The sequence below is a fragment of the Rhodoferax sp. genome, from assembly GCF_025354435.1.
In the GTDB taxonomy this organism is placed as follows: Bacteria; Pseudomonadota; Gammaproteobacteria; order Burkholderiales; family Burkholderiaceae_C; genus Rhodoferax_B.
In genome coordinates, this window is record NZ_JANXMU010000010.1 from 36,861 (window position 1) to 61,546 (window position 24,686).

23 protein-coding genes are annotated in these 24,686 nt (G+C 64.8%); 12 read left to right on the forward strand and 11 right to left on the reverse strand.

The annotated features are described in order from the left end of the window. The first annotated feature begins 234 nt into the window (after positions 1 to 234). The gene (locus tag Q0T48_RS02645) at positions 235 to 1,764 is read left to right on the forward strand and encodes a methyl-accepting chemotaxis protein (RefSeq protein ID WP_295952013.1); all 1,530 of its coding nucleotides are present in this window, start codon (positions 235 to 237) and stop codon (positions 1,762 to 1,764) included. Between the two features lie 4 nt (positions 1,765 to 1,768). On the opposite strand, the gene Q0T48_RS02650 is transcribed toward Q0T48_RS02645, so the two are convergent. Continuing rightward, a complete protein-coding gene (locus Q0T48_RS02650; protein ID WP_295952016.1) occupies positions 1,769 to 2,074 on the reverse strand; it encodes a DUF3579 domain-containing protein in 306 nt (101 codons plus the stop codon). 294 nt (positions 2,075 to 2,368) lie between these two features. On the opposite strand from Q0T48_RS02650, the gene Q0T48_RS02655 reads away from it, so the two are divergent. The 7 genes from Q0T48_RS02655 (at position 2,369) to Q0T48_RS02685 (ending at position 8,676) form a co-directional block, all read left to right on the forward strand. Continuing rightward, positions 2,369 to 3,571, forward strand: a complete 1,203-nt coding sequence (locus tag Q0T48_RS02655) for an aspartate aminotransferase family protein (RefSeq protein ID WP_295952019.1) — start codon at positions 2,369 to 2,371, stop codon at positions 3,569 to 3,571. Beyond that, a complete protein-coding gene (gene argF / locus Q0T48_RS02660; RefSeq protein WP_295952025.1) occupies positions 3,568 to 4,491 on the forward strand; it encodes an ornithine carbamoyltransferase in 924 nt (307 codons plus the stop codon). The genes Q0T48_RS02655 and argF overlap by 4 nt, the downstream gene beginning before the upstream one ends. A gap of 4 nt (positions 4,492 to 4,495) precedes the next feature. Next, entirely contained in the window at positions 4,496 to 4,813 is a 318-nt protein-coding gene (locus Q0T48_RS02665) for a YkgJ family cysteine cluster protein (RefSeq protein WP_295952028.1), read from the forward strand. Between the two features lie 161 nt (positions 4,814 to 4,974). Further along, positions 4,975 to 5,604, forward strand: coding sequence for an arylformamidase (gene kynB, locus Q0T48_RS02670; RefSeq protein ID WP_295952030.1), 630 nt, complete (start codon positions 4,975 to 4,977; stop codon positions 5,602 to 5,604). A 34-nt stretch (positions 5,605 to 5,638) separates the two neighbouring features. Continuing rightward, on the forward strand, positions 5,639 to 6,925 hold the full coding sequence (kynU, locus tag Q0T48_RS02675; protein ID WP_295952033.1) for a kynureninase: 1,287 nt from the start codon (positions 5,639 to 5,641) through the stop codon (positions 6,923 to 6,925). Between the two features lies 1 nt (position 6,926). After that, positions 6,927 to 7,787 (forward strand): tryptophan 2,3-dioxygenase, encoded by an 861-nt coding sequence (kynA, locus tag Q0T48_RS02680; RefSeq protein ID WP_295952035.1) that lies wholly within the window; start codon positions 6,927 to 6,929, stop codon positions 7,785 to 7,787. An 82-nt stretch (positions 7,788 to 7,869) separates the two neighbouring features. Continuing rightward, entirely contained in the window at positions 7,870 to 8,676 is an 807-nt protein-coding gene (locus tag Q0T48_RS02685) for a ZIP family metal transporter (RefSeq protein WP_295952037.1), read from the forward strand. Here the strand turns inward: Q0T48_RS02685 and Q0T48_RS02690 are convergent. The 6 genes from Q0T48_RS02690 to Q0T48_RS02715 form a co-directional block, all read right to left on the reverse strand. After that, on the reverse strand, positions 8,673 to 8,897 hold the full coding sequence (locus Q0T48_RS02690; RefSeq protein WP_295952038.1) for a zinc ribbon domain-containing protein: 225 nt from the start codon (positions 8,895 to 8,897) through the stop codon (positions 8,673 to 8,675). The two genes, Q0T48_RS02685 and Q0T48_RS02690, sit on opposite strands and share 4 nt — an antisense overlap. 12 nt (positions 8,898 to 8,909) lie before the next feature. Continuing rightward, positions 8,910 to 9,533 (reverse strand): glutathione S-transferase, encoded by a 624-nt coding sequence (locus Q0T48_RS02695; RefSeq protein WP_295952041.1) that lies wholly within the window; start codon positions 9,531 to 9,533, stop codon positions 8,910 to 8,912. Between the two features lie 15 nt (positions 9,534 to 9,548). After that, complete coding sequence (locus Q0T48_RS02700; protein WP_295952043.1) at positions 9,549 to 10,040, reverse strand: DUF4019 domain-containing protein; 492 nt, start codon at positions 10,038 to 10,040, stop codon at positions 9,549 to 9,551. Positions 10,041 to 10,140: 100 nt separating this feature from the next. Next, on the reverse strand, positions 10,141 to 11,823 hold the full coding sequence (locus tag Q0T48_RS02705) for a thiamine pyrophosphate-binding protein (RefSeq protein ID WP_295952047.1): 1,683 nt from the start codon (positions 11,821 to 11,823) through the stop codon (positions 10,141 to 10,143). 8 nt (positions 11,824 to 11,831) lie between these two features. Next, entirely contained in the window at positions 11,832 to 13,007 is a 1,176-nt protein-coding gene (locus Q0T48_RS02710) for an FAD-binding oxidoreductase (RefSeq protein ID WP_295952050.1), read from the reverse strand. Between the two features lie 9 nt (positions 13,008 to 13,016). Continuing rightward, positions 13,017 to 14,537 carry an aldehyde dehydrogenase family protein gene (locus Q0T48_RS02715; RefSeq protein ID WP_295952054.1) on the reverse strand — a complete coding sequence of 507 codons (1,521 nt, stop codon included), beginning with the start codon at positions 14,535 to 14,537 and terminating at the stop codon, positions 13,017 to 13,019. A gap of 202 nt (positions 14,538 to 14,739) precedes the next feature. On the opposite strand from Q0T48_RS02715, the gene Q0T48_RS02720 reads away from it, so the two are divergent. The 4 genes from Q0T48_RS02720 (at position 14,740) to Q0T48_RS02735 (ending at position 18,405) form a co-directional block, all read left to right on the forward strand. After that, positions 14,740 to 15,648 (forward strand): LysR family transcriptional regulator, encoded by a 909-nt coding sequence (locus tag Q0T48_RS02720; RefSeq protein ID WP_295952057.1) that lies wholly within the window; start codon positions 14,740 to 14,742, stop codon positions 15,646 to 15,648. Positions 15,649 to 15,709: 61 nt separating this feature from the next. After that, positions 15,710 to 16,207: a VOC family protein gene (locus Q0T48_RS02725; RefSeq protein WP_295952059.1), complete on the forward strand. Its 498-nt coding sequence runs from the start codon at positions 15,710 to 15,712 to the stop codon at positions 16,205 to 16,207. Between the two features lie 46 nt (positions 16,208 to 16,253). Further along, entirely contained in the window at positions 16,254 to 16,562 is a 309-nt protein-coding gene (locus Q0T48_RS02730) for an EthD family reductase (protein ID WP_295952062.1), read from the forward strand. Positions 16,563 to 16,737: 175 nt separating this feature from the next. Beyond that, positions 16,738 to 18,405 carry a GMC family oxidoreductase N-terminal domain-containing protein gene (locus tag Q0T48_RS02735; RefSeq protein WP_295952064.1) on the forward strand — a complete coding sequence of 556 codons (1,668 nt, stop codon included), beginning with the start codon at positions 16,738 to 16,740 and terminating at the stop codon, positions 18,403 to 18,405. Positions 18,406 to 18,408: 3 nt separating this feature from the next. On the opposite strand, the gene Q0T48_RS02740 is transcribed toward Q0T48_RS02735, so the two are convergent. The 4 genes from Q0T48_RS02740 to Q0T48_RS02755 all read right to left on the reverse strand — a co-directional run bounded on the left by Q0T48_RS02740 (position 18,409) and on the right by Q0T48_RS02755 (position 24,640). Further along, the gene (locus Q0T48_RS02740; protein ID WP_295952067.1) at positions 18,409 to 19,383 is read right to left on the reverse strand and encodes a DMT family transporter; all 975 of its coding nucleotides are present in this window, start codon (positions 19,381 to 19,383) and stop codon (positions 18,409 to 18,411) included. A gap of 150 nt (positions 19,384 to 19,533) precedes the next feature. After that, on the reverse strand, positions 19,534 to 20,715 hold the full coding sequence (locus tag Q0T48_RS02745; protein WP_295952070.1) for a DUF1501 domain-containing protein: 1,182 nt from the start codon (positions 20,713 to 20,715) through the stop codon (positions 19,534 to 19,536). 10 nt (positions 20,716 to 20,725) lie between these two features. Further along, positions 20,726 to 22,285 carry a DUF1800 domain-containing protein gene (locus Q0T48_RS02750; protein WP_295952073.1) on the reverse strand — a complete coding sequence of 520 codons (1,560 nt, stop codon included), beginning with the start codon at positions 22,283 to 22,285 and terminating at the stop codon, positions 20,726 to 20,728. A 57-nt stretch (positions 22,286 to 22,342) separates the two neighbouring features. Next, positions 22,343 to 24,640, reverse strand: coding sequence for a penicillin-binding protein 1A (locus tag Q0T48_RS02755; protein ID WP_295952076.1), 2,298 nt, complete (start codon positions 24,638 to 24,640; stop codon positions 22,343 to 22,345). Positions 24,641 to 24,686 lie beyond the last annotated feature (46 nt).

Here is a 24,686-nt window from a genome sequence, read left to right on the forward strand (position 1 = left end):
AACGGTGACAACGCCGTGAAATTTAGTCGCAAAGCTGACATCCGTACTAGGGGGAAACCCGTTTTGGTGCATGCCTAGCTGTATACAGAAATCTTGGATTTTTTGCTTCTTCTGCACCATAAAGTGTAGCTAGACCGGCTGGTGTGTATCAGGATGCTTCTACATGCGTGGCAATTTATGGCGCGGGTCGATTTGCCGTCTTTCGTTTGCCACCTGGCAAAGAGGAATACATCCATGAAATTGCGCACCCAGATCATTGGCTTTGGTTTGGCCGGGACGCTGCTGGCGGCTTGGACCGGCGGTATTGGCCTGTACGCGTCGTCGCGGATGGGCGGCGCGCTGGACGATGCCATTCAGGCCAGCGTGGCGCTGCAGACCAGCCAAGAGGCCGACATGATGCATGACGCCGTGCGCGGCGATGCCCAGTTGGCCATTCTGGGGGCGATGGAGAAAAACCCGGCCCAGATCACTGAGGCCGACAAAGACCTGAAGGAGCACGCCGAAACCTTCAACAAAGCCCTGACAGAATTGCAAGCCATGCCGCTCACATCGGAGAGCACTGCTGCACTGTCCAAAGTGCGGCCGCTGGTGCAAAAGTACATTGCCTCTGCGGCCCTGGTGGTGAGCGCATCGGGCTCCGACGTGCAGGCCGCCCAGGCCGCCGTGCCCGCATTGCAAGGGGCATTTTCCGAACTGGAAAAAGAAATGGAGGGCTTGTCGGACACCATCCAGCGCAACGGTGCGGCTTTGAATGCGCAGGCCAAGCAGCATGTGGAAACCACGCGTATCACCATCGGCGCATCGCTGGTGCTGGCCTGCGTGGTGATGATGGCCTCAGCCCTGTGGCTGGCCCGCAGCATGACCCAGCCCATTGCCTACGTCGTAGGGGTGGCGGACCGGTTGGCCCAGGGCGATCTAGCCGCCGCCATCCAGCCTGCAGGCAACTTTGAGACCATGCAGTTGCTGCAGTCCATGGCCCATATGCAGAACAATTTTGCGGGCATCGTGCGCGATGTCAAAACCAATGCCGACGAGGTGGCCAACGCCAGTGCCCAGATATCGCAGGGCAACCAGGATTTGTCCAACCGCACCGAGCAGCAGGCCAGCGCCCTGCAGCAAACGGCGGCCACCATGGAGCAGTTGGGCAGCAATGTGCGCAACAACGCCGACAACGCCCAGCAGGCCAACAAGCTGGCGCTGGGTGCGACCACTGTGGCCGTCAAGGGTGGTGAAATGATGGGCCAGGTGGTGCAGACCATGACTGGCATCAACGACAGCGCCAAGAAAATTGCCGACATCATCGGCGTGATCGACGGCATCGCTTTCCAGACCAATATTTTGGCCCTTAACGCCGCGGTCGAGGCGGCGCGCGCCGGGGAGCAGGGTCGGGGGTTTGCGGTGGTGGCCAGCGAGGTGCGCAACCTGGCCCAGCGCAGCGCCGAGGCCGCACGCGAGATCAAGGTGCTGATTTCCACCAGCGTGGAACGGGTAGACCAGGGCACGCTGCAAGTAGGGCAGGCCGGGCAAACCATGGACGAGATCGTGGGGGCCATTCGGCGCGTGGCGGCCATCGTCACCCAAATCAGCGCCGCCAGTGCCGAGCAAAGCGCGGGTGTCAACGAGGTGGGGCAGGCGGTGTCGCAAATGGACCAGGCGACCCAGCAAAACGCTGCGCTGGTGGAGGAAAGTGCCGCCGCTGCCGCCAGCCTGACGCAGCAGGCACAGCAACTGGTGGATACGGTGGCGGCGTTCCGGCTGGCCTAGAAACTTACTCGGGAATCAGGCAGGCCTCTACGACCTGTAAACCGTTGTCACGCGCAAAGTTGATGGCGAAGTCCCAGGCCATCACGTCGTACTCGCGCAGGTCGCTGTGCAAGATCACCACCTTGGTTCCATTGATGGTGGTGGGCACGCACCAGGGGGAATAGCTCAGGTGGCTGCCGGGCTGTGCGCCGCCGGGGCGAAACTGGCTCAAAACACCTGCCAAACGCTCGGCCCAGTCACTCGGGCGGAAGGCTCTTCCGTCGTTGGTGACACCCTGGATAAAGACTTCTTTGGCGGAGGTGGAAACCATCGGTGGGGCTTTTCAGAGGGGGTTGTGTGCAGTGCAAAAACCGGGCGGGTAAGCTGGTTTGGGCGGCACTTTGTGCTGGAATGATAGCGCCAATGGCACAGGTTGGGTAGATTTGCTGCGGTGCACAATAATTGTATCTTATATAAGACTGAGGGCCATTTGGGGGGCTTGTGGCGGGCTGCAATGCATCGCAGTAATGCGGCATTGTCAAAAATATAAGCAATCTCTGCGCCTAGAATTACGTTTCAGTGGTGTAGTTGCCCTGAATCTGTAACGTCCACTTTGGAGAACTGCATGTCTGCTTATCAAGAGGCTTCCTCGCCCCACACCATGAACACCTATGGCCGACTGCCGATTGCGCTGTCGCATGGCCAAGGCTGCCGCGTGTGGGACGTGAACGGCAAGTCGTACCTGGACGGTTTGGGCGGCATCGCGGTCAACACGCTGGGCCACAACCACCCCAAATTGGTGCCTGCCCTGCAAGACCAGATCGGCAAGATCATCCACAGCTGCAACTATTACCACATCCCCCACCAGGAGGCGCTGGCCGCCAAGCTGGTGGAGCTGTCGGGTTTGACCAACGTTTTCTTTTGCTCCACCGGGTTGGAAGCCAACGAGGCCGCGCTGAAGCTGGCGCGCAAGTTTGGCCACGACAAGGGCATCGAGCGCCCCGAGATCGTGGTCTATGAAAAAGCCTTCCACGGCCGCAGCATTGCCACCCTCAGCGCCACCGGCAACACCAAAATCCAAAAGGGCTTTGGCCCCATGGTTGAGGGCTTCATCCGCGTGCCTCTGAACGACATCGAGGCACTGAAGGCCGCCACCGCCAACAACCCCAACGTCACCGCCGTCTTCTTCGAGACCATCCAGGGCGAGGGCGGCGTGAACCCCATGCGCATCGAATACCTGCAGCAAGTGCGCAAGCTCTGCGATGAGCGCGACTGGCTGCTGATGATCGACGAAGTGCAGTGTGGCATGGGCCGTACCGGTAAATGGTTTGCCCACCAATGGGCGGGCATCAAGCCCGACGTGATGCCGCTGGCCAAGGGCCTGGGCTCGGGCGTGCCGGTGGGCGCGGTGGTGGCAGGCCCCAAGGCCGCGCACATCTTCCAGCCCGGCAACCACGGCACCACCTTTGGCGGCAACCCGCTGGCCATGCGCGCCGGGGTGGAAACTATCCGCATCATGGAAGAAGATGGCCTGCTGGAGAACGCCGCCAAGGTGGGGGCGCACCTGCAAGCCGGGCTGCGCAACGCGCTGGAGGGCGTGGCGGGCTTCAAGGAAGTGCGCGGCCAGGGCCTGATGATTGGCGTGGAGCTCACCCGCCCCTGCGGCGTGCTGGCCCAGCGCGCGGTGGAGGCCGGGCTGCTGATCAGCGTGACTGCCGACAGCGTCATCCGCCTGGTGCCGCCGCTGATTTTGACCACCGCCGAGGCCGACGAGCTGGTGGCCATTCTGTGCCCCTTGATCAAGCAATTTTTGGCAGAACCGGTATGAAGCACCCGTTAAAGCATTACCTGCAATTCAGCGACCTCAGCGCCGACGAGTACGCCTATATTTTTGGCCGTGCCGCGCTGATCAAGAAGAAGTTCAAAGCCTACGAAAAGCACCACCCCCTGGTGGACCGCACCATGGCCATGATCTTCGAGAAGGCCTCCACCCGCACCCGCGTGAGCTTCGAGGCGGGCATGTACCAGCTGGGCGGCAGCGTGGTGCACCTGACCACCGGCGACAGCCAGTTGGGCCGCGCCGAGCCGATTGAAGACAGCGCCAAGGTCATCAGCCGCATGGTTGATCTGGTGATGATCCGCACCTTCGAGCAGACCAAGATCGAGCGCTTTGCCGCCCATTCGCGCGTGCCCGTCATCAACGGCCTGACCAACGAGTTCCACCCCTGCCAAATTTTGGCCGATATCTTTACCTACATCGAGCACCGCGGCTCCATCGCCGGTAAAACCGTGGCCTGGGTGGGCGACGGCAACAACATGGCCAACACCTGGCTGCAGGCCAGCGAGGTGCTGGGCTTTACCGTGCACGTCAGCACGCCCAGCGGCTACGAGGTGGACCAGTCGGTGGCGGGTATCCGCTCGGCCGAGAGTTACAAGGTCTTCAAAGACCCGATGCAGGCCTGTGCCGGGGCCGATCTGGTCACCACCGACGTCTGGACCAGCATGGGTTACGAGGCCGAAAACGAAGTCCGCAAAGCCGCCTTTGCCGACTGGTGCGTCGATCTGGAAATGATGGCCATCGCCAAGCCCGATGCGCTCTTTATGCACTGCCTGCCCGCCCACCGTGGCGAAGAGGTGGACGCCGATGTAATCGACGGGCCCCAGTCGGTGGTGTGGGACGAGGCCGAGAACCGCATGCACGTCCAGAAGGCACTCATGGAGTACCTGATGCTGGGCAAGCTGGAGTAAACCCATGTTCACCGTCTGCCAAAGCTGCGGCATCTGCTGCGCCAGCTTCCGCGTGGACTTTGCGGTGGAGGAGTCGCAGGAGCAGGGGGGCAGCGTACCCGAGGGCCTGGTGGTCGAGGTCAACGCCCGCCTGCGCCGCATGCGCGGCACCGACCACAGCCCGCCGCGCTGCGCCGCCTTGACTGGCACCTTGGGCGAGCGCGTGGCCTGCGGCATCTACGAATGGCGGCCTTCGCCCTGCCGGGAATTCGAAGCGGGCAGCGCCGCCTGCCTGCAAGCCCGCACGCGCCGGGGTTTGTCGAATGCTCTACTTTTTGAATAAAAAATTAATAGCGTTTTGCGAAGGTGGAATCTACGCTAGAGGCAGTTTTAAGGCCTGAAAAAAGCCTTGTTTTTTGGGTTTTCTGAAAATCCAGGGGAATTCGGCAGCTGTTGGAAATAACCGACACCACGCCTGTTTTTGCGGTGCTACCTTCCGGCACTATGCAAAACCTCTGGGACATCTCTCCTCCAATATCCCCCGGCTGCCCGGTTTTCCCTGGCGACACGCCCTACCAGCAGCACTGGTCGGCCACCATCACGCCCGACTGCCCGGTCAATGTCAGCGCCATCACCTTGTCGCCGCATGTCGGCGCGCACGCCGATGCGCCGCTGCACTACGACCCGCAGGGCGCGGCCATCGGCGCGGTCGATCTGGAACCCTACCTGGGCCCCTGCCGCGTCATCCACTGCATCGGCTGCGGGCCGCTGGTGCGCTGGGAGCACCTGGCCCACGCGCTGGTGGATCTGCCGCAGCGGGTGTTGGTGCGCACTTACCAGCGCATGCCGGTAGACCGCTGGGATGCCGACCTGGCCGCCTTCGCCCCCGACACTGTGGAGCGCCTGGCCGCCCTGGGCGTGCTGCTGATCGGCATCGACACCGCCAGCATCGACCCGGCCAGCAGCAAGACGCTGGAAAGCCACCAGACCATCCGCCGCCTCAACCTGCGCGTGCTGGAAAACCTGGTGCTCGACGATGTACCCGAGGGCGACTACGAGCTAATTGCCCTGCCGCTCAAGCTGATGACCGCCGATGCCTCCCCCGTGCGCGCAATCCTGCGTGCACTGCCTTGACTACGCAATCCTGCGTGCTCTTTGAAAGTAAAAAATGACAAGCTTGCATGACTGCCTGCGCCTCGATGCGCAAGACCCTTTAGCCCCGCTGCGCGAGCACTTCAGCCTGCCACCGGGCGTGATCTACCTAGACGGCAACTCCTTGGGTGCACTGCCCCGCGCCACCGCCGCCCGCGTGGCCGAGGTGGTCACGCAGGAATGGGGCACCGACCTCATCAAGGCCTGGAACACCGCCGGTTGGTTCGACCTGCCGCAGCGCCTGGGCAACCAGATCGCCCGCCTCATCGGTGCCCGCCCCGGCGAGGTGGTGGCGACCGACAGCACCTCGGTCAACCTGTTCAAGGTGCTTACCGCTGCCATCCATATGGCCAGCGCCGACGCGCCGCAGCGCAAGACAATAGTCAGCGAGCGCAGCAACTTCCCCACCGATTTGTACATCGCCGAATCGCTGTGCCGCCAGCACGGCTTTCGTCTGCAACTGGTTGAGCCTGAGGAAATCGCCACCTCCCTGACTTCCGAGGTTGCGGTGCTGATGCTGACCCACGTGAACTACCGCACCGGTGCGATGCACGACATGCCTGCCGTCACCGCCGCCGCCCACGCCGCTGGCGCGCTGATGCTGTGGGACCTAGCGCATAGCGCGGGCGCCGTGCCGGTGGACCTGACCGGCGCGGGGGCCGACTTTGCCGTAGGCTGCGGCTACAAATACCTCAACGGCGGCCCCGGTGCCCCGGCCTTTGTGTGGGTCAACCCCGTGCATGCCGACCGCTTCTGGCAGCCGCTGGCCGGGTGGTGGGGCCACGCCACGCCGTTCACCTTCACACCTGACTACCGCCCCGCGCCCGGCGTGCAGCGCTACCTGTGCGGCACCCAGCCGATGATCAGCCTGTCGGCGCTGGAGTGCGGGCTGGACGTGTTTGCGGCCGCCGCCACTTTGATTCCCAACCAGACGGCGATGGAAACCCTGCGGCAGAAATCGCTGGCCTTGACCGACCTGTTCATCACCCTAGTAGAGCAGCGCTGCGCCGGTTTCGGTCTGGATCTGGCCACTCCGCGCGAGCACGCCCGGCGCGGCTCGCAGGTGTCCTTGAGCAAATCCGAAGGTGCGTACGCCATCGTCCAGGCGCTGATTGCCCGCGGCGTGATCGGCGACTTCCGCGCCGGCGACGGTGCGGCCCACCCGGACATCCTGCGCTTTGGTTTCACCCCGCTGTACCTGGGCTATGAGGACGTGTGGCACGCGGTGGAGCAACTGCGCGAGGTGCTGCAAACGGCAGAGTGGCAGCGCCCCGAGTTCAACACCATCAGCGCGGTGACCTGAGATGGGCTGCCCCCACAACCAGATCGGCGACACCGAAAAAATCGTCCAGGACGAACACGCCCAGCTCGACTTCAGCCAGTCCATGAGCTACGGCGACTACCTGCAGCTCGACAGCATTTTGTCGGCGCAAAAACCCTTGTCGCCCGCGCACGACGAGCTGCTGTTCATCGTGCAGCACCAAACCAGTGAACTCTGGATGAAGCTCATGCTGCACGAGCTGCACGCCGCCATCCGCTGCGTGGCTACCGACGACCTGCACAGCGCCTTCAAGATGCTGGCCCGGGTGAGCAAAATCATGGCCCAGCTGGTCCACGCCTGGGACGTACTGGCCACCATGACCCCGCCCGAGTACAGCGCCATGCGCCCGTATCTGGCCAGCTCCAGCGGCTTCCAGAGCGCGCAGTACCGCTGCATCGAGTTTGCGCTGGGCAACAAAAATGCCGCCATGCTGAAACCGCACGCCCACCGCCCCGACCTGCTGGCCCTGGTGCAGACCGCCTATGAAGCCCCTTCGCTGTACGACGAAGCCCTGCGCCTCATGGCCCGCCGTGGCCTGGCCGTACCCGCTGATTATTTGCAACGCGACTGGACCCAGCCCTACGTGGCCAGCCCCGAGGTGGAAGCCGCCTGGCTGGTCGCCTACCGCGACCCGCGCCAGCACTGGGATCTGTACCAGCTGGGCGAAAAGCTCACCGACCTGGAAGACACTTTCCGCCTCTGGCGCTTTCGCCACGTCACCACCGTGGAGCGCGTCATCGGCTTCAAGCGCGGCACCGGTGGCACCGGCGGCGTTAGCTACCTGCGCAAAATGCTGGACGTGGTTCTTTTCCCGGAGATTTGGACTCTGCGCACCAATTTGTAGCCGTGCCGGTGGTCGGGGCTGGGTCGTTACAATTTACTAACTTTTTAACCCTCCCGCACAGATTCTGCGTGCACCACTAGCTATGACTTTAGTAGCAATCTTGATCGCCACCCTGTGCGCCGGTATTGGCAGTGTGTGGGTGGCGGCCGTACTCAGTTTTGGGGTGCTGGCGCGCTACACCCAGCACATGCTGAGCCTGGCGGCAGGTGCACTGCTGGCCACGGCTTTCATGCATTTGCTGCCCGAGGCGTTCGAGAGCCAGTCCAGCGCGCAAGAGCTGTTTGGCACGCTGCTGGTGGGGTTGGTATTCTTCTTCTTGCTCGACAAGGCCGAGCTATGGCACCACGGGCATGAGCACCACCATGGGCCGCAGACCGATGCCCATGCGGGCCACAGCCACCACGACCACCACCATGATGGCCATGCCACCCCGCCCCGCACCGGTGGCTGGGCGGTGCTCACCGGCGACAGCGTGCATGCCTTTGGCGACGGCATTCTGATTGCTTCGGCCTTCATGGCCGATATGCGCTTGGGCTTTGTGGCGGCGCTGGCGGTGCTGGTGCACGAGGTGCCGCACCACATGGGCGACCTGGTGGTGCTGCGCGGCGCGTCCAGCAACCGCCGGGTGGCATCGCTTAAAGTGTCGCTAGCCGGAGCCGTGACCGCGCTGGGCGGCATGGTGGGCTACGGGCTGGTGGATTTGCTGCACGACTGGCTGCCGTACTTTCTGGTGGTGGCCAGCAGCAGCTTTATCTACGTGGCGTTGGCCGATCTGATTCCACAGCTGCAAACCCGGCTCAGCGCCCGCGCTACCGCAGCGCAGATTGCTTGGCTGCTGATCGGCATGGGGTTGGTGACGCTGGTGAGCCGTTTAGTCCACGAGCACTAACAACAAGCGCAGCCTGCGCGGTGCTTGAGGCGCTGGTAATTGGCTTCCACGCTTTGGCCGTGGGCGCTGTTGGCGCGGCGGGGTTCGGCGGTGCTGAGCGTCAAGACGCGCTGGGCGGCATTGCCACAGGCGGGGCAGGCGCAAGGGTCGTCCCGTTCGGCCAGTCGGCGGATGGCTTCAAAGCCGCCACAGGCGGGGCAAACATAATCGTAAGTTGGCATGGAAAGATAGTCTCAAGGCATGCCATTGCGGCCATGCAGTCGAAAGCCCGGGCGCAGGCTCAGGCGTTCGTAGTAGGCCTGCACGGCGGGCAGGGCGGGCCGCTCCATGGGGGCGGCAAACCAGCGGTGGGTGGACAGGCCCAGCACGATGTCGGCCAGGGTGAAGTCGGCACCGGTGGCGTAGGCCCCGGTTTTTTGTAGTTGGCCGTCCAGCATTGCCATGTGGCGGTTCCAATTCTGCACACCTGCCGCAATGGCTCCCGGGTCGGTGTGGGCGGGGCTTTGGCGCACCAGGGCCATGAAGGCGTAGCGCCAGGCGTTGTTCAGCTCGGTGGCTTGCCAGTCCATCCATTGCTCGACCAAGGCACGGGCCTGGGGGGCCGCGGGCAGCAGGTCGGTGCGGGCATGCTGGGCGGCCAGGTAGCGGCAAATCGCGTTGGATTCCCACAGCACAAACGCGCCATCGCGGACCACCGGCACCATGGCGTTGGGGTTCAGCGCGCGGAACGCGTCCACCTCGGTGGACTGGAAGCCCGAGCCCCATTGCTGGTGCTCGAAGGGGATGTCCAGCTCGGCGCACAGCCACAGCACTTTGCGCACGTTGATGGAGGTGGATTTACCCAGTAACTGCAGCATGGCGAGATACCCGGTTTAGCGCGGCTGGTAGCCGATCACGCGCCACTGGCCATCGGCTTCGCGCACGGTGGTGACGAGTTCTTCCACGTCTTTTTTGTCGGCAAAGTGGGAGTCAAAAATGGCGGTGACGTATTCGCCGTCGGCCCGGCCGGGCAGGGTGGTTTTATAGACCACGGTGGACGCGGTGCGGCTCTCGAACGCGCCAAACGGTGCGCGCACGCCAGGGATGCTGTCCATCCACTGCCCTATTTGCACCATGTTGCGGAAGGTCTGGCTGCTGGCTTCGTAGGCCCCGCCCCAGTTACCCCGGTCCAGCATGGACAGCCAACCGGCGGCGGCAAGCTGGCCTTCGGCCTGTTTGGATAGTTCTGCCGACGGTGCGGCGGCAGAGGCAGTGGCGGCGGGTGCAGCAGCCGGTTTGGCGGCCTGGGCCTGAGCGGTGTGGGCGAACAACAGGCCCGATGCGGCCAAACACAGGCTGAGGGAGGTGGATTTAAACAAAGTCATACGTCTTCCGATAGCGGTCAATGGGAGGAGTGTAGGCGCTGCGGCGCGGCCCAACCTGCCTCTAACGCCCCCCGGCGACGGCGGGTTGGCGGGTTTTACATTAGTTTGCCGCTGCCAGGGCTGCCGTACGTATGCCTTCCAGCGTGCTGGTGGGCGTGATGGCCTCGGGGTCCAGCAGGCAGTGCAAGATGGCCGGTTTGCCGCTGGCCCGGGCGCGCGCCAGGGCTGGGGCAAATTCTGCGGTGGCGGTCACCCGCTCGCCATGGCCGCCAAAGGCCTGGGCGTAGGCGCAGAAGTCGGGGTTCTTGAGTGCAGTGGCGCTGATGCGGCCTGGGTAGTGCCGCTCTTGGTGCATGCGGATGGTGCCCAGCATGGCGTTGTCCAGCACCACCACGAGGATGGGCAGGCCGTATTGCACGGCGGTGGCAAATTCCTGGCCGTGCATCAAGAAGTCGCCATCGCCCGCAAACACCACCACCTCGTGCTGCGGCCACAGGCGCTTGGCCCCCACGCCCGCAGGTAGGCCGTAGCCCATGGAGCCGCTGGTGGGCGCGAGCTGGCTGGCGTAGGTGGTAAACGGCCAGAAGCGGTGCACCCAGGTGGCGAAGTTGCCCGCGCCGTTGCAGAAGATGGTGTCGGGTGGCAGTACATCGCGCAGGTGCTGCATCACTGCGCCCATTTGCAGCGGGCCGGGAATCTGGATGGGGGCCGGGTCGCTCCAGCGCAGGTAGTCGGCGTGGGCGGTTTCGGTCTCGGCCTGCCAGGCCGGTGGCGATGCCGGGCGCAGCGTGCCGGCGGCTGCGGCAAACGCCTGCGGCGTGGCGTGGATGGACTGGGCCGCCCGGTACAGCTTGCCGAATTCATCCGCATCCGCATACACATGCACCAGGCTTTGCTGGGGGCTGGGAATGCCTAGCAGCGTGTAACCCTGCGACGGCACTTCCGACAAGCGCCCGCCCACCAGCAGCACCAGGTCGGCGTTGCGGATGCGTGCCAGCAGCCGGGGGTTGGCCCCCAGCCCCAGGTCGCCGCCGTAGCAGGGGTGGGAGTGGTCAAACAGCATCTGGCGGCGGAACGAGCAGAACACCGGCAGCGCAAACGCCTCGGCAAACGCGCGGAACTGCTGCACCGCCAGCGCCGACCAGCGGCTGCCGCCCAGGATGACCACCGGGCGCTGGGCAGCCGCCAGCCGCTGCTGCAGCTCGGCCAGCGGCGCGGGGCCGGGGTGGGTTTCGGTGACGGCATAGAGCAAGGCATCGGCCACGGTGGTGGTTTCGGTCAGCATGTCTTCCGGCAGGGCGATCACCACCGGGCCAGGACGGCCCGAGGTGGCCACGTGGAAGGCGCGTGACACCAGCTCGGGCAGGCGTGCGGGGTCGTCAATTTGCACCACCCACTTGGCCATGCTGCCGAACACGGCTGTGTAGTCCAGCTCTTGAAACGCCTCGCGTCCCAGTGCTTCACGCGCCACCTGGCCCACAAACAGCAGCAGCGGCGTGGCATCCTGGTGCGCGATGTGCACGCCCGCCGCGGCGTTGGTGGCACCGGGGCCGCGGGTCACAAAGCACACGCCCGGTTGCCCGGTGAGCTTGCCGTGCGCCTCGGCCATCATGGCCGCGCCGCCTTCCTGGCGGCACACGGTCACGGCAATGGGCGCGTCGTGCAGGGCATCCAGCACCGCCAGAAAGCTCTCGCCAGGCACGCAAAACAGGTGCTGCACGCCGTGTACCAAAAGTTGATCGACAAGAATCTGGCCGCCGCTGCGGGTGGGGAGGTGGGTCATGGTTTCACTTAAATGATGTTTTTTTCCAACAGCGGGCGCTGGTCTACCAGGCGCTGGATGGCAATCGGCGAAAGGTCTAGGCTCTGGTAGCTGCCGGTGTGCATGAGTTCCGCCAGGCCTCGGCCCACGGCGGGGCACTGCTGCAGGCCGTGGCCAGAGAAGCCGTTGGCAAACACCAGGTTGTCACAAGCCGGGTGCAGGCCGACCAGGGCGTTGTGGTCGAAGGTATTCATCTCGTAGTAGCCCGCCCACGCGCTTTGCATGCGCAAGGCTTCAAACGCCGGAATGCGCGCGGCCAGCGTGGGCCACACATGGTTGTCAAAGGCTTCGTACACGGGCTCCAGCGGCGCAAAGTCGGCATCCTGGTCTGCGGGCGGCGTAAATCCGGCGATGAAGCCCCGGCCCTCGGGGCGCAGCCAGATGCCGCTGGTGTCGATGAGTAAAGGGCAGCGCGGCAGGGCCGCCGGGCTGGACAGGTGGAACACCGTGCGCCGTTTGCCCACCACCGGCAGTGCGATGCCCGCCCAGTCGGCAATCGCCGCCGCCCAGGGGCCGCCCGCGTTGACCGCAAAATGGCAGGGCAGGGTGCCGCCGCTGCGCAGCCGTACGGTCTGTACGTGCTGCACGCCGTCGCTGCGGGCCAGGTCCAGACCCACGGCCTCGTTGGCCAGGTAGCGCACGCCCTGGCTTTGCGCCTTTTTGCGCAGCGCCGTCAGCAGCATGTAGCCATCGAACCAGCCTTCGCCCGACAGGCCCAGCGAGCCCAGCGCCACGTCCTGCAGCGCCAGCCAGTGAAATTGCTGTTGCAACTGCGCGGCGCTGGGCAGCGCCACATCGGCACCCAGCTGGCGTTGTAGCACATGGTTCTCGCGCAGCGTGGCCGCGCCCGCCGCGGTGGCCAGGTACAGGTAGCCGCCCTCGTGCAGGCCGATGTTCGGCGCGTCCCCATTACAGGCCAGCAGCGTGCCCACGTTGCGCAAAAAGTCTATGCCAAACGCCGAGATGCAGATGTTGATATCGGTCGAAAACTGTTGTCGTATCGAGCTGGCCGACAGCGCCGACGAGGCCCGCGCATAGGTCGGGTCGCGCTCCAGCACCACCACCTCGCAGCCCGGCTGTTGTTGCGTGAGGAAGTAGGCGATGGCGCTGCCGATCACGCCGCCGCCGATGATGACGATGGGCACTACCGCGCCTTACACGTCGAACTTCACGCCCTGGGCCAGTGGCAACTGGGTGGAGTAGTTGATGGTGTTGGTGGCGCGGCGCATGTAGGCCTTCCAGCTGTCGGAGCCCGATTCGCGGCCACCGCCGGTTTCTTTCTCGCCCCCAAACGCGCCGCCAATCTCTGCGCCACTGGGGCCGATGTTGACGTTGGCAATGCCGCAGTCCGAGCCGTTACTGGCCATGAAACGCTCGGCCTCGCGCATGTTCAGCGTGAAGATGGACGAGGACAGGCCCGCCCCCACCGCGTTGTGCCAGTCGATCGCCTGGTCCAGCGACTCGTAGCGCAGCATGTACAGAATGGGCGCAAAGGTCTCGCGCAGCACCGGCCCGGTGTGGTCGGCCAGCTCGACCAGGGCGGGGCGCACGTAGAAGGCTTCCGGCGCGCTCTCTACCCGGGTGCCACCGTGCACCACCGCCCCCAGGGCGCGGCTCTCGGTCAGTGCGGCCTGCATGCTGTCAAAGGCGGCGCGGTCGATCAGCGGGCCCATCAGGGTGCCGGAGCTGCGCGGGTCGCCCACCTGCACCTTGGCGTAGACCTGGGCCAGGCGCGGCACCAGCGTGTCGTAAATGCTGTCGTGCACAAACAGGCGGCGCAGCGTGGTGCAACGCTGCCCGGCCGTACCCATGGCCGCAAAGGCGATGCCCCGCAGCGTGAGGTCCAGGTCGGCAGAAGGCGCGACGATGGCCGCGTTGTTGCCGCCCAGCTCCAGAATCGCCCGCGCAAACCGGCCCGCCAGGCGCGGGGCCACGGCCCGGCCCATAGCGGTGGAGCCGGTGGCCGACAGCACCTTGACCCGCGCGTCATCCACCAGCACTTCGCCGATGTCGCGCTGGCCCACCAGCAGCTCCAGCAGGCCCTCGGGCGCATCGCCAAAGCGGGCCAGCGCACGCTGCGCAATCGCCATGGTGGCCAGGGCGGTGAGCGGGGTTTTCTCGGACGGCTTCCATACCACCGCATTGCCGCAGACCAGGGCCAGGGCCGCGTTCCAGCACCACACCGCCACCGGGAAGTTGAAGGCCGAAATCACGCCCACCACGCCCATCGGGTGCCAGGTTTCCATCATGCGGTGCTCGGCGCGCTCGGTGGCGATGGTCAGGCCGTAGAGCTGGCGCGACAGGCCCACGGCAAAGTCACAAATGTCGATCATCTCCTGCACCTCACCCGCGCCCTCGCTGGGCACCTTGCCCACCTCCAGCGTCACCAGCAGGCCCAGGTCGGCCTTGGCCGCGCCCAGCTCTTCGCCCAGCAGGCGCACCAGCTCGCCCCGGCGCGGCGCGGGCACCGTACGCCACGCTAGAAAAGCGACCTGGGCACGGGCGATAGCGGCGCTGGCCTCGGCGGGCGAGGTCTGCGGCAGGTGGGCGATGGCCTCGCCGGTGATGGGCGAGCGCACGGCTAGCGTGCCGCCGGTGTAGCTTGTGTGTGCGACACCCAGGCGTTGCAGTAGCTGGTCAACTTCAGCGGGCAGGGTGGTGGCGGTGTGGGGCATGTGGCGGTTGTAGAGGGTGAAAAAGTGGCCCCAATATCGCCCAATCTGCCGCGCTTGTATAGTGACAAATGCGAAGCACTTGATGCCAAAATAGAATGATATGGTTTACAGAAAAGCTAGCGACTAGCGCAGGTTAAATCTACGCTAGAACCCATATTTCTTTAAGAGTGTCTACCTAACTTCATTCTGAAAATGCATCACCATGCTGCGTAAAAATTTTTTGCCGTCTATCGCCGACCTGCTGGCCTTCGAGGCCGCCGCCCGCCACACCAGCATCTCGCGTGCGGCGGAAGAGCTGCACCTCACGCAAAGCGCGGTGTCGCGCCAGATCCGCCAGCTGGAGGCGCAGTTGGGCATGGCTGTGTTTCACCGCGTGCGCCAGCGTGTGGTGCTGACCGACGCAGGCCGGGTCTACGCCGCCGACGTGCGCGCAGTCTTGCAGCAGCTGGCGTCGGCCACGCAAAAAACCATGGCCTGGTCCGACGGTGGCGGCCTGCTGAACCTGGCCGTGCTGCCCACCTTCGGCACCCGCTGGCTCATCCCCCGTCTGCCCGACTTTGCCGCGCTGCACCCGGAAGTGACCGTCAACATCGCCGCCCGCAGCGAACCCTTCGATTTCGCCCAGGAGCCGCTGGATGCCGCCATCCACTTCGGCGCGCCGCTGTGGGCCGGTGCGGTGTGCGAATACCTGATGCACGAGCAGGTGGTGCCGGTGTGCAGCCCTGCCTACCGGCAGCGGCTGGGCATTGCCCAGGTGCCGGATTTGACCCGGGCCGTACTGCTGCAGCAAACCACCCGCCCCACCCAGTGGGCCGACTGGTTCGAGCAGGTCGGCACCGACGGCCAGCACGCCCTGCGCGGCCCGCGCTACGAACAGTTCGCCATGATCGCCCAGGCGGCAGTGTCCGGCCTGGGGGCTGCGCTGCTGCCGCGGTTTTTGGTCGAGGCCGAGATTGCGTCCGGCGCGCTGGTGCAGTTGTTTGCCCAGGCGCTGCAGAGCAGCGATGCCTACTACGTGGTCTACCCCGAGTCGCGGGCGCAGGCACCGTTGGTCACGGCGTTTCGGGATTGGATTCGGGAGGCGGCGAAACCTGCTGTGGCCTTGCCTTGAGCTGGCTCGGCCATGAGAATGGTTGACCCGTATCCAGCAACCAGCCTCCAGGAGCAACACCATGGCCCCCAAAAACACCCTGTGCCTGTGGTTTGACGGCAACGCCGTCGATGCCGCCAATTTCTATGCCGCCACCTTCCCCGACAGCGCGGTGGGCACCATCTTCCGCGCGCCCAGCGACTACCCCGCTGGCAAGCAGGGTGATGTCCTTACGGTCGCGTTCACTGTCGTCGGCATTCCCTGCATCGGGCTGAACGGCGGCCCGCAGTGCCAGCACAGCGAGGCCTTCTCGTTCCAGATCGCCACCGACGACCAAGCGGAAACCGACCGCCTGTGGAGCGCCATCGTCGGCAACGGCGGCCAGGCCAGCCAGTGCGGCTGGTGCAAGGACCGCTGGGGCCTGTCGTGGCAGATTACCCCACGCGTCCTGATCGAGGGAATATCCGACCCCGATCCCGCCGTGGCCCAGCGGGTGTTTGAGTCGATGATGGGGATGGGGAAGATTGATATCGCGGGGATTGAGGCGGCGCGGCGGGGGGATACCCTAGATGAAGCCTAAGGTTTTTCGCAGGGTTCGATAATGCATGCCCACTCGGAGACAAGCCATGGCCAAACTTATCGCCACCTACCAGCAGCCAAAAGATGCCGCTGTATTTGATGATTACTACTTCAATAAACATGTGCCCTTGGCCAAGACCATTCCGGGATTGCGCAGCTACGAGGTTACCCGTGGTGACGTGATGGGCGTGGCCGGTAAACATGGCGCTTACTTGGTTGCCATTCTCGGATTTGATTCGATGTCTGCCATTCAGGCTGCTATGGCCTCACCGCAAGGGCAGGCAACGGCTGCCGACTTGGCGAACTTTGCCGGGGCCGGTGTGGACCTGATGATGGGCGAAACTCGGATGGTGTGATGCCGGTTCAAGCCGTCCGGACCGGGTGGCAATAGTCGCATTCGGCGTGGTTGCCAATGGATGGCCAACGGCACGCTCCAAGCCCCGATGCACCACAATATTGCTATCCTGCGCCACCTGCCCAGGTGGTTCCAAGGTAGGCGTTTCGCGGCAGGATATGGAGACAAATACCCCCATGGATACCCCGATTTTTGACTACATCGTCATCGGTGCAGGCACCGCAGGCTGCCTGCTGGCCAACCGGCTCAGCGCGGACACGAGCCGCAGCGTGCTGCTGCTGGAGGCGGGCGGGCCGGACAACTATGCGTGGATCCACATCCCGGTGGGTTACCTGTACTGCATCGACAACCCGCGCACCGATTGGCGCTACCGCACCGACCCCGCGCCGGGGCTGAATGGCCGGTCGCTGCTGTACCCGCGTGGCAAGACGCTGGGCGGCTGCTCCAGTATCAACGGCATGATTTATATGCGCGGCCAGGCCCGCGACTACGCGCAGTGGGCCGAGGCTACGGGTGACGATGCCTGGGGCTGGACGCATTGCCTGGCCGACTTCCGTGCCCATGAAGACCATTACCGGCTGGATGCCACGCAGGTCGCGACCCAGGATGGCGACGTCCAGGCCTTTGCCGCGCTGCATGGCAATGGTGGTGAATGGCGGGTGGAGAAGCAGCGCTTGCGCTGGGACGTGCTGGATGCGTTTGCGCTGGCGGCGCAGCAAGAGGGTATTCCGGCGGTGGCCGACTTCAACGGCGGCGACAACTTCGGCGTGGGCTATTTCGAGGTGAACCAGCGCAGCGGCTGGCGTTGGAACGCGTCCAAGGCGTTTCTGCGGCCCATCCGTAAGCAGCGCAGCAACCTGGCGGTGTGGACCGGTGCCCAGGTGTGCCGCCTGCTGTTCACGCCGGGGGACGACGGCCTGCCGGTGTGCAGCGGGGTGGAGCTGGTGCAGCAGGGCGTGCGCCGCACGGTGCATGCCCAGCGTGAGGTGGTGCTGAGCGCCGGTGCCGTGGGGTCGCCGCAGATACTGCAGCTATCGGGCGTGGGCGACGCGACCCTGTTGCGGGCGCAGGGCCTGCCGGTGGTGGCCGATGTGCCGGGAGTGGGTGGCAACCTGCAAGACCATTTGCAAATCCGCTCGGTGTACAAAGTGCAGGGCGCGCGCACCCTCAACACCCTGGCCAGCTCGCTCTGGGGCAAGGCGAAAATTGCGCTGGAATATGCCTTGCACCGCAGCGGCCCGATGAGCATGGCACCGTCGCAGCTGGGCATTTTTGCGCGCAGCGATGCCACGCAGGCCCATGCCAATCTGGAGTACCACGTGCAGCCGCTGAGCCTGGAGGCCTTTGGCCAGCCTTTGCATGGTTTTCCGGCCATCACCGCCAGCGTCTGCAACCTCAACCCTACCAGTCGGGGCAGTGTGCGCATTCGCAGCCCGCGGTTTGAAGATGCGCCTTGCATCGCCCCTGATTACCTGGCCACCCTGGAGGACCGGCAGATCGCCGCCGATTCGCTGCGTCTGACCCGCCGCATCGCCGCGCAACCTGCCATGGCCCGCTACCAGCCCGAAGAATTCAAGCCCGGCACACAGTACCAGACCGACGAACAACTGGCCCGCTTGGCGGGCGATATCGGCACCACCATCTTCCACCCGGTGGGCACCGCCAAGATGGGCCGGGCCAGCGACCCGCTGGCTGTCGTGGACAGCCATTTGCGGGTGCGCGGCGTGCGCGGTTTGCGGGTGGTGGATGCCAGCGTGATGCCCACCATCACCAGCGGCAACACCAACAGCCCCACGCTGATGATTGCCGAAAAGGCCGCGCGCTGGATTTTGGCGGGGGTTTGAAGCTCAGGCCGGTTGCTGTTTCCCGCCCAGTTTTGCCGTAGGTTGCTGTGCCCGGTGAAACGCCCCCACTGCCGCTATCACCCCCACCAGCAGCAGCGTGATGCCGCAGGCCTCGGACACGCTGGGCCAGCGCTGGCGGGCGATCAGGCCGAAGGTGGTGGCGAAGATGGTTTCGGTCACGATGAGTTGCCCGGCCAGGCCAATCGGCAAGCGCCGGGTAGCGATGGACCAGGCCCAGGACGCGCCAATCGAGCCCAGTATGGCCAGCGCCAGCGCCGACATGAACAAAGGAGCGGCGGTGGCCCACGCCAGGCCGATGCGCGGCACGTGGAACAAATCCAGCGACAAGCCCAGCGGGATAAAGGCCACTACCTCGAAGGTGCCACCCACCATCATCAGGCCGGTCCAGGTCAGCGCACCCATATGGGGGCGTTTGCGCAGCGCCGCCTGGTTGCTGATGCCAAACAGCGTCCACAGCGCTACGGCGGCGATAGAAAAGACTATCCCTAGCAGGGTGTGGCCCAGCGGGGTGTCGCTGGGGTGGGTGAGGCCTTCGGCATTGACCAGCAGCAGCCCTGCCAGGGCCAAGGCCAGCGGCGGTGCCAGACTGCGCCAAGAGATGCGGTCGGGCCCGAAATTACCAATGATGGCCAGCACCACCGGCACCGTGGCCACAAAGGCTGGGGGGATCACCGGCCCGGCGTAAATCACGGCAGCGGCGATGGTCAAAAAATACCCTACGTAGCCAATTAGGCCCAGCCAGGCCGCCACCAGCCAGTCCATGGCGGTGAGCCCGCGCAGTTGGCTGGGTGCGGCCAGCAAGATACCCAGGGCAAACACGCCCGAGATCAAAAACCGGCACACCGCCAGGTCGTAGATGGAATAGGGGCCGATCACGTAGGGCGCAATAAAGCCCAGCGACCATGCAAACGCGGCAAATATGGCGGCCACTACACCCAGCATGAGCTGTTTTCCCATCCAAAACTCCCCGTTAACGTGAAATAACTTTCATGGCTCGGGGTGCTCTGCACCCGAGTCCATGAAAGTTATGTAGGGAGCCAGGCTAGGCGTTCAGGAAACACTTGCTTTCAACAAAACACCAGAAACTTGCTGGCATGCGACACGCTGTTAAACCAGCCCCAGATCGCGCGGTGCGACACCGGCAAACACCTGGTCCAACTGCTTGCCGTTCAGCCCAAACTGCCGCCCAAACAGCCCCGCCAGCACGGCGCGGTATTCGTTGAGCACCGGGTAGTCGCGGTTTTGGAACAGGGTGGCTTGCTCAATGCGCACCTGCTCGCCCGCCACCTGCGCGCTGCGCAAGCCGCCACCCAGCACCCAGTAGACAGAACCGTGACCGTGGTCGGTACCGCGGTTGCCGTTTTGCCGGAAGGTGCGGCCAAATTCGCTGGCTACCACCACGGTGGTATTGCGCCAGGCCGGGCCCATCTCTTGGGCAAAAGTGGCCAGGCCGCGGCCCAGCTCTTCCAGGCGCGAGGCCAGGTAGCCGCTGGCACCGCCCTGGTTGACATGCGTGTCCCAGCCGCCCACATCCACAAAGCCCAGGTTGTAGCGCTCCTTCATCAGGCGGGCGATGCGCTGGGCTTCCAGCTCGAAGCCTTTGGCGTTGATTGCGCCCCGGCTGGCGGCCTGCATTTCGGTGCTGAGTTCACGGGCCACTTCGTCGCGCACCGCAAAGCCGTCGGTCACGCGGCTGGACAGATCGCTGCCCTTGTACATGGCGGCGATGATGGCCGTCTGGCGCGGGTCTACCGCCGGTTTGGCAAGGGATTTGAGCGCCGTGTTGGGTACCTGCACGCTGCCCTGCATCACCAGCGGCAGGCTGTCGGTGAAGGCCATGGGTTCGGCACCGTTCATCACTGCGGCCAGGCGGTTCATGAAGCCGGAGCGGTAGTTCTTTTGGCCCGTCAGCGGCTGGCCCAGTTCTATGCTGTCCTGCGTCTCGAAGTGGCTGCGCGACACGTCGTCGGTGCCCGCAAACGGGATGAAGCTGGCTTCGCCCTTTTGCCACAGCGGGTACACGGTGTCGCGCAGCGCCGGGTGCAGGCCCCAGTCAGCGTTCAGCGCCAGCGCGGTGTTCAGGTCGGCACCGGGGCGGGGCACGGCGATGTCGGGGCGGGACGCGTAGTAGAAGTCGCTGGACGTAGGCACCAACAGATTGGCTGCATCGTAGGCTCCACGCAAGAAGACGAACAGCAAACGGGACTGCGCGGCGGGCGCAGCAAACAGCTGCCCGGCGTTGAGCAAGGGCAGAGCAGACAGCGACTGGAGCAGGTGGCGGCGTTGCATTGTTGTTCCTTTAGCGGTGCATGAGCTCGGGCGACGACAGTAGAAAGCTGTTCCACTCCTGCGCCGACGTGGCCTGGGCCAGGGCTTGCTGGGTGTTCGGGCCCAGGGTCTGGCCCAGTGCGCGGTAGTACAGGGCGTTGGCCAACTGCGGGAAGGCGGGCTTTTCCAGCGGCTGCGGGCCGTCGGTTTTGAACAGCCCGGCATTTCCCGAGCCGATGGCCTTGGCAATTTCAAACCGGGTCGCCATCTGGCCGGGGCTGGACCAGGCCGCCGTGTCCAGCGCGTAGCCGTCGGGGGTTTGGCGGCCATACAGGGGCTCGCCCATGCGGTTGAGCCAGTTCAGTATGGGGCCGACGTTGAGGATGGGTTTGTCGTCATAGGCCAGCCGCACGGCCGACACCACGTAATGCACCGGGTCCTTGAATTTTTGCCCTGCACCCTGCGCATACTCCGGTGAGGACAACAGGGTCTGTAGGGTCACGGCAATGTCGCCGTCGCTCTTCAAGAAGCTCTGCGCCATGCTTTCCACCAGCGCGGGCGGTGGGTCGTCGCTCAGCCAGTACTGCGCCAGTTTGCGGCTGATGAAGTGGGCGGTGGCGGGGTGTTTGGCCAGCCGGTCCAGGGCTTCGTCCAGCTCAGCCAAACCACGGCTGTGGATAGGCTGGCCCAGCAGGGTTTTGGCGCCGTAGTCGTGCCGGTTCGGGTTGAACTCGAACAGGCCTTTGCGCACGTAATCGCGTTGCAGCTCTTTGCGGACTTTGGGGTTGTCGGTGCCCAGGTTCACGCCCACACCGGTGAGTACGCGGGCCATCTCTTGCACGTCTTGCTGGGTGTAGCCTGCACCCAGACCCAAGGTGTGCAGCTCCATCAGCTCGCGGGCGTAGTTTTCGTTGATGCGGTTGGCGGCGTTTTGCTCGTTGTCCAGGTAGCGCAGCATGGCCGGGTGGTGGGCCACCGCACCCAGCAGGTCGCGGAACTTGCCCAGGGCGTGCGGGCGCAGGGCCGTGTCCTCGTAGTCGCCTACCAAAGCGCGCAGATTGCCCTTGTACAGGTGTACGTTGAAGTGGTTCAGCCAGAACCAGGTCATTTGCTCCTGCACCTGGTTGCTGGAGTACAGCGCGCGCAGCAGGTGGCGCGTGGCGGCTTCGCGGCCCAGGCGGTTCAGCTCCTGCTGGTAGGCCTGCTGGGCGGCTTTTTTGTCGTCGTCATTGGCAAAGGTGGCATCGGCATCTCTTCTGCGTTTGTCCATGTCTTGCACCAGCGCCACCACGGGGGTCTGGCTGATGGTCATGGCCGCTATTTGCTGCTGCACCGCTGGGGGCAGGGTGGCCGGGCCGGGATGCAGTTGCTGGGCCAGGTAGGGGCTCATGCCCATGTGCTCTGCCTGGTCCAGCGTGGCCACCGTGGCCCCCCAGGTCAGGCGGTTGGTGAGCTGGTAGGCGGCCACCGGGCTGGGCCGGACGACAGGGGCGGTGGCCACCGTTTTCACCGGTTCGTGGGTGGCGCAGGCTCCCAGCAGAGCACTGAGGAGCAGGGCGCTTGGGCCCCAGCGAAACGGCGGATTGCACATATGGTTCGTCTCCTATTTACCCTGGAACGGGAGCCGTGCCGTTTCCGATGACCGGCTTTACTTAACTTGTTCTGCGGGCGGCTCGTCAAAACCCAGGCGGATCAGCTCGCCGTTCTCTGGCGGGTCGGTGTAGGTCCAGTCGTCCAGCGCGTCGCGCATCACGCTGGGCGGCGGTGCGAACGGGGCGACAGGCGCACCCTTAAGAGCGCGGCCCATGTAGTCGATCCAGATGGGCAAGGATACGCTGCTGCCCGATTCGCGGCCCATGCTGCGGGGTTTGTCGTAACCGGTCCACACCACGGCGACCAGGCCGGGCTGGAAACCGGCAAACCAGGCATCCACCGAGTCGTTGGTGGTGCCGGTTTTGCCGTACAGGTCGGGGCGTTTCAGTGTGGCCTGGGCCTTGGCTGCGGTGCCGCTGCTGGTCACGGTTTGCAGCAGGCTGCTGGTGATGAACAGGTTGCGCTCGGGCACGGTGGGCTCCATGTCGGCCAGCACCGGGGGCGGTGGGGCTTCAAACAGCACCTTGCCCTGCGCGTCGGTGATGCGCTCGATCACCACTGGTGGCAGCACGTGGCCACCGTTGGCAAACACGCCATAGGCAGAGGCCAGTTGCAGCGGTGTGGTGCTGCCCGCGCCCAGCGCCAGGGTCAGGTTGTCGGGCTGTTTGTCGATGTCAAAGCCAAACCGGGCCGCCCATTCGCGCGCGGGCTGCACGCCCAGCATCTGCACCAACCGCACGCTGACCAGGTTGCGCGACTTGGCCAGGGCGGTACGCAGCGGAATGGCCCCGAGGAACTGGCCATCGTCGTTTTGCGGGCTCCAGCCCGGGCCGCCGTTCACACCGGGCAGCTCCAGCGGGCCGTCGTTGACCACGGTGGACGGCATCACGCCCTTGTCGATGGCCGCCGAGTACAAAAACGGCTTGAAGCTGGAACCCGGTTGCCGCCAGCCTTGGGTGACGTGGTTGAACTGCTGGTCGGAAAAGTCAAAGCCGCCCACCAGCGCCCGCACCCGGCCGGTGCTGGGGGTCAGCGCCACCAGCGCGCTTTGCACTTCGGGCCACTGCGAAATCGCCCAGCCGATTTTGCCCTCGACGTGCTGCACGCGGATGATGGCCCCGCGCTTGATGGCCAGCGGCGCGGTGGCCTTGGCACCCAGTGCGGCTTGGGCCCAGCGCAGGCCTTCGCCCTGGAGCTGCAGAGTTTCACCGGTGGCCAGGCGGGCCACCACGGCCTGCGGGCTGGCCAGCAGCACGATGGCCACGCGCAGATCTTCGTCGTCGCTGTAGTCCTTCAGGGCCAGGGCAGCGGCGGCATCTTCTTCGGTCGGGTCGCTGGGCAGTTCTTCAAATTCTTCTGGTCCCCGGTAGGGCAGCTTGCGGTCAAAGGCCAGCACGCCACGGCGCAGGGCGGCGTAGGCGGCCTGCTGGTCAGTGGAAATCAGCGAGGTGGTGACCTTGATGCCCTGCGAGTAGGCCTGCTGGCCGTAGCGCTCAAACACCACTTGGCGGGCCATTTCGGCCACAAACTCGGCATGCACTGGCACCTGCAGCGGCGAGCGGATCACCAGCTTTTGCGCGGTGGCGGTGGCAAATTGTTCTTCGGTGATGGCGCCCACGGTGCGCATGCGGCCCAGCACCAGCTGCTGGCGGCGGGTGGCGCGCTCAAAGTTGGTGATGGGGTTGGCGTAGGCCGGGTTCTGCGGCAACCCGGCCAGCATGGCCATTTCGGCAATCGACAACTGGTCCAGCGGCTTGCCGAAGTAGACCTGCGAGGCCGCACCAAAGCCGTAGGCGCGGTGGCCCAGGTAGATCTGGTTCATGTAGAGCTCCAGAATCTGGTCCTTGGTCAGGGACTTTTCGATCTTCAGCGCCAGCATGGCTTCTTTGAGCTTGCGCTCGGCCGTCTTGCGGTTGCTTAAAAAGAAGTTACGCGCCACCTGCTGTGTGATGGTGGATGCCCCCTGGCGCGTGCCCCCGGTGAGGTTGGCCACTACCGCGCGTAGCACGCTGATGGGGTCGATGCCGCTGTGTTCGCGGAAGCGCGCGTCTTCAATGGCCAGTACCGCCTCCTGCATCAGCGGCGGGATCTGGGCGATGGGCAAGAACGTGCGCCGCTCGGAGCCAAATTGCGCAATCTCCACGCCATCGCTGGTAAACACCTGCATGGCCTGCTGCGGCTGGTAGCGGGTCACCTTGTCGAGTTCGGGCAGGCTGGGGTAGTACCAGGCGGCTGCGATGGCAATGAGCAGGCCGCCGATCAGGCCCAGGCCTACGCAGGCCCACAGGGCCGTGAGCCAAAGCTTGCCGGATTGGGTGCGGAGGGCGGGGGTAGGGGATGTGTGTGGGGTCATGGAACCTGGGTCGCGCAGCACCCGGCGGGGGCGGGTACTGGGGTAA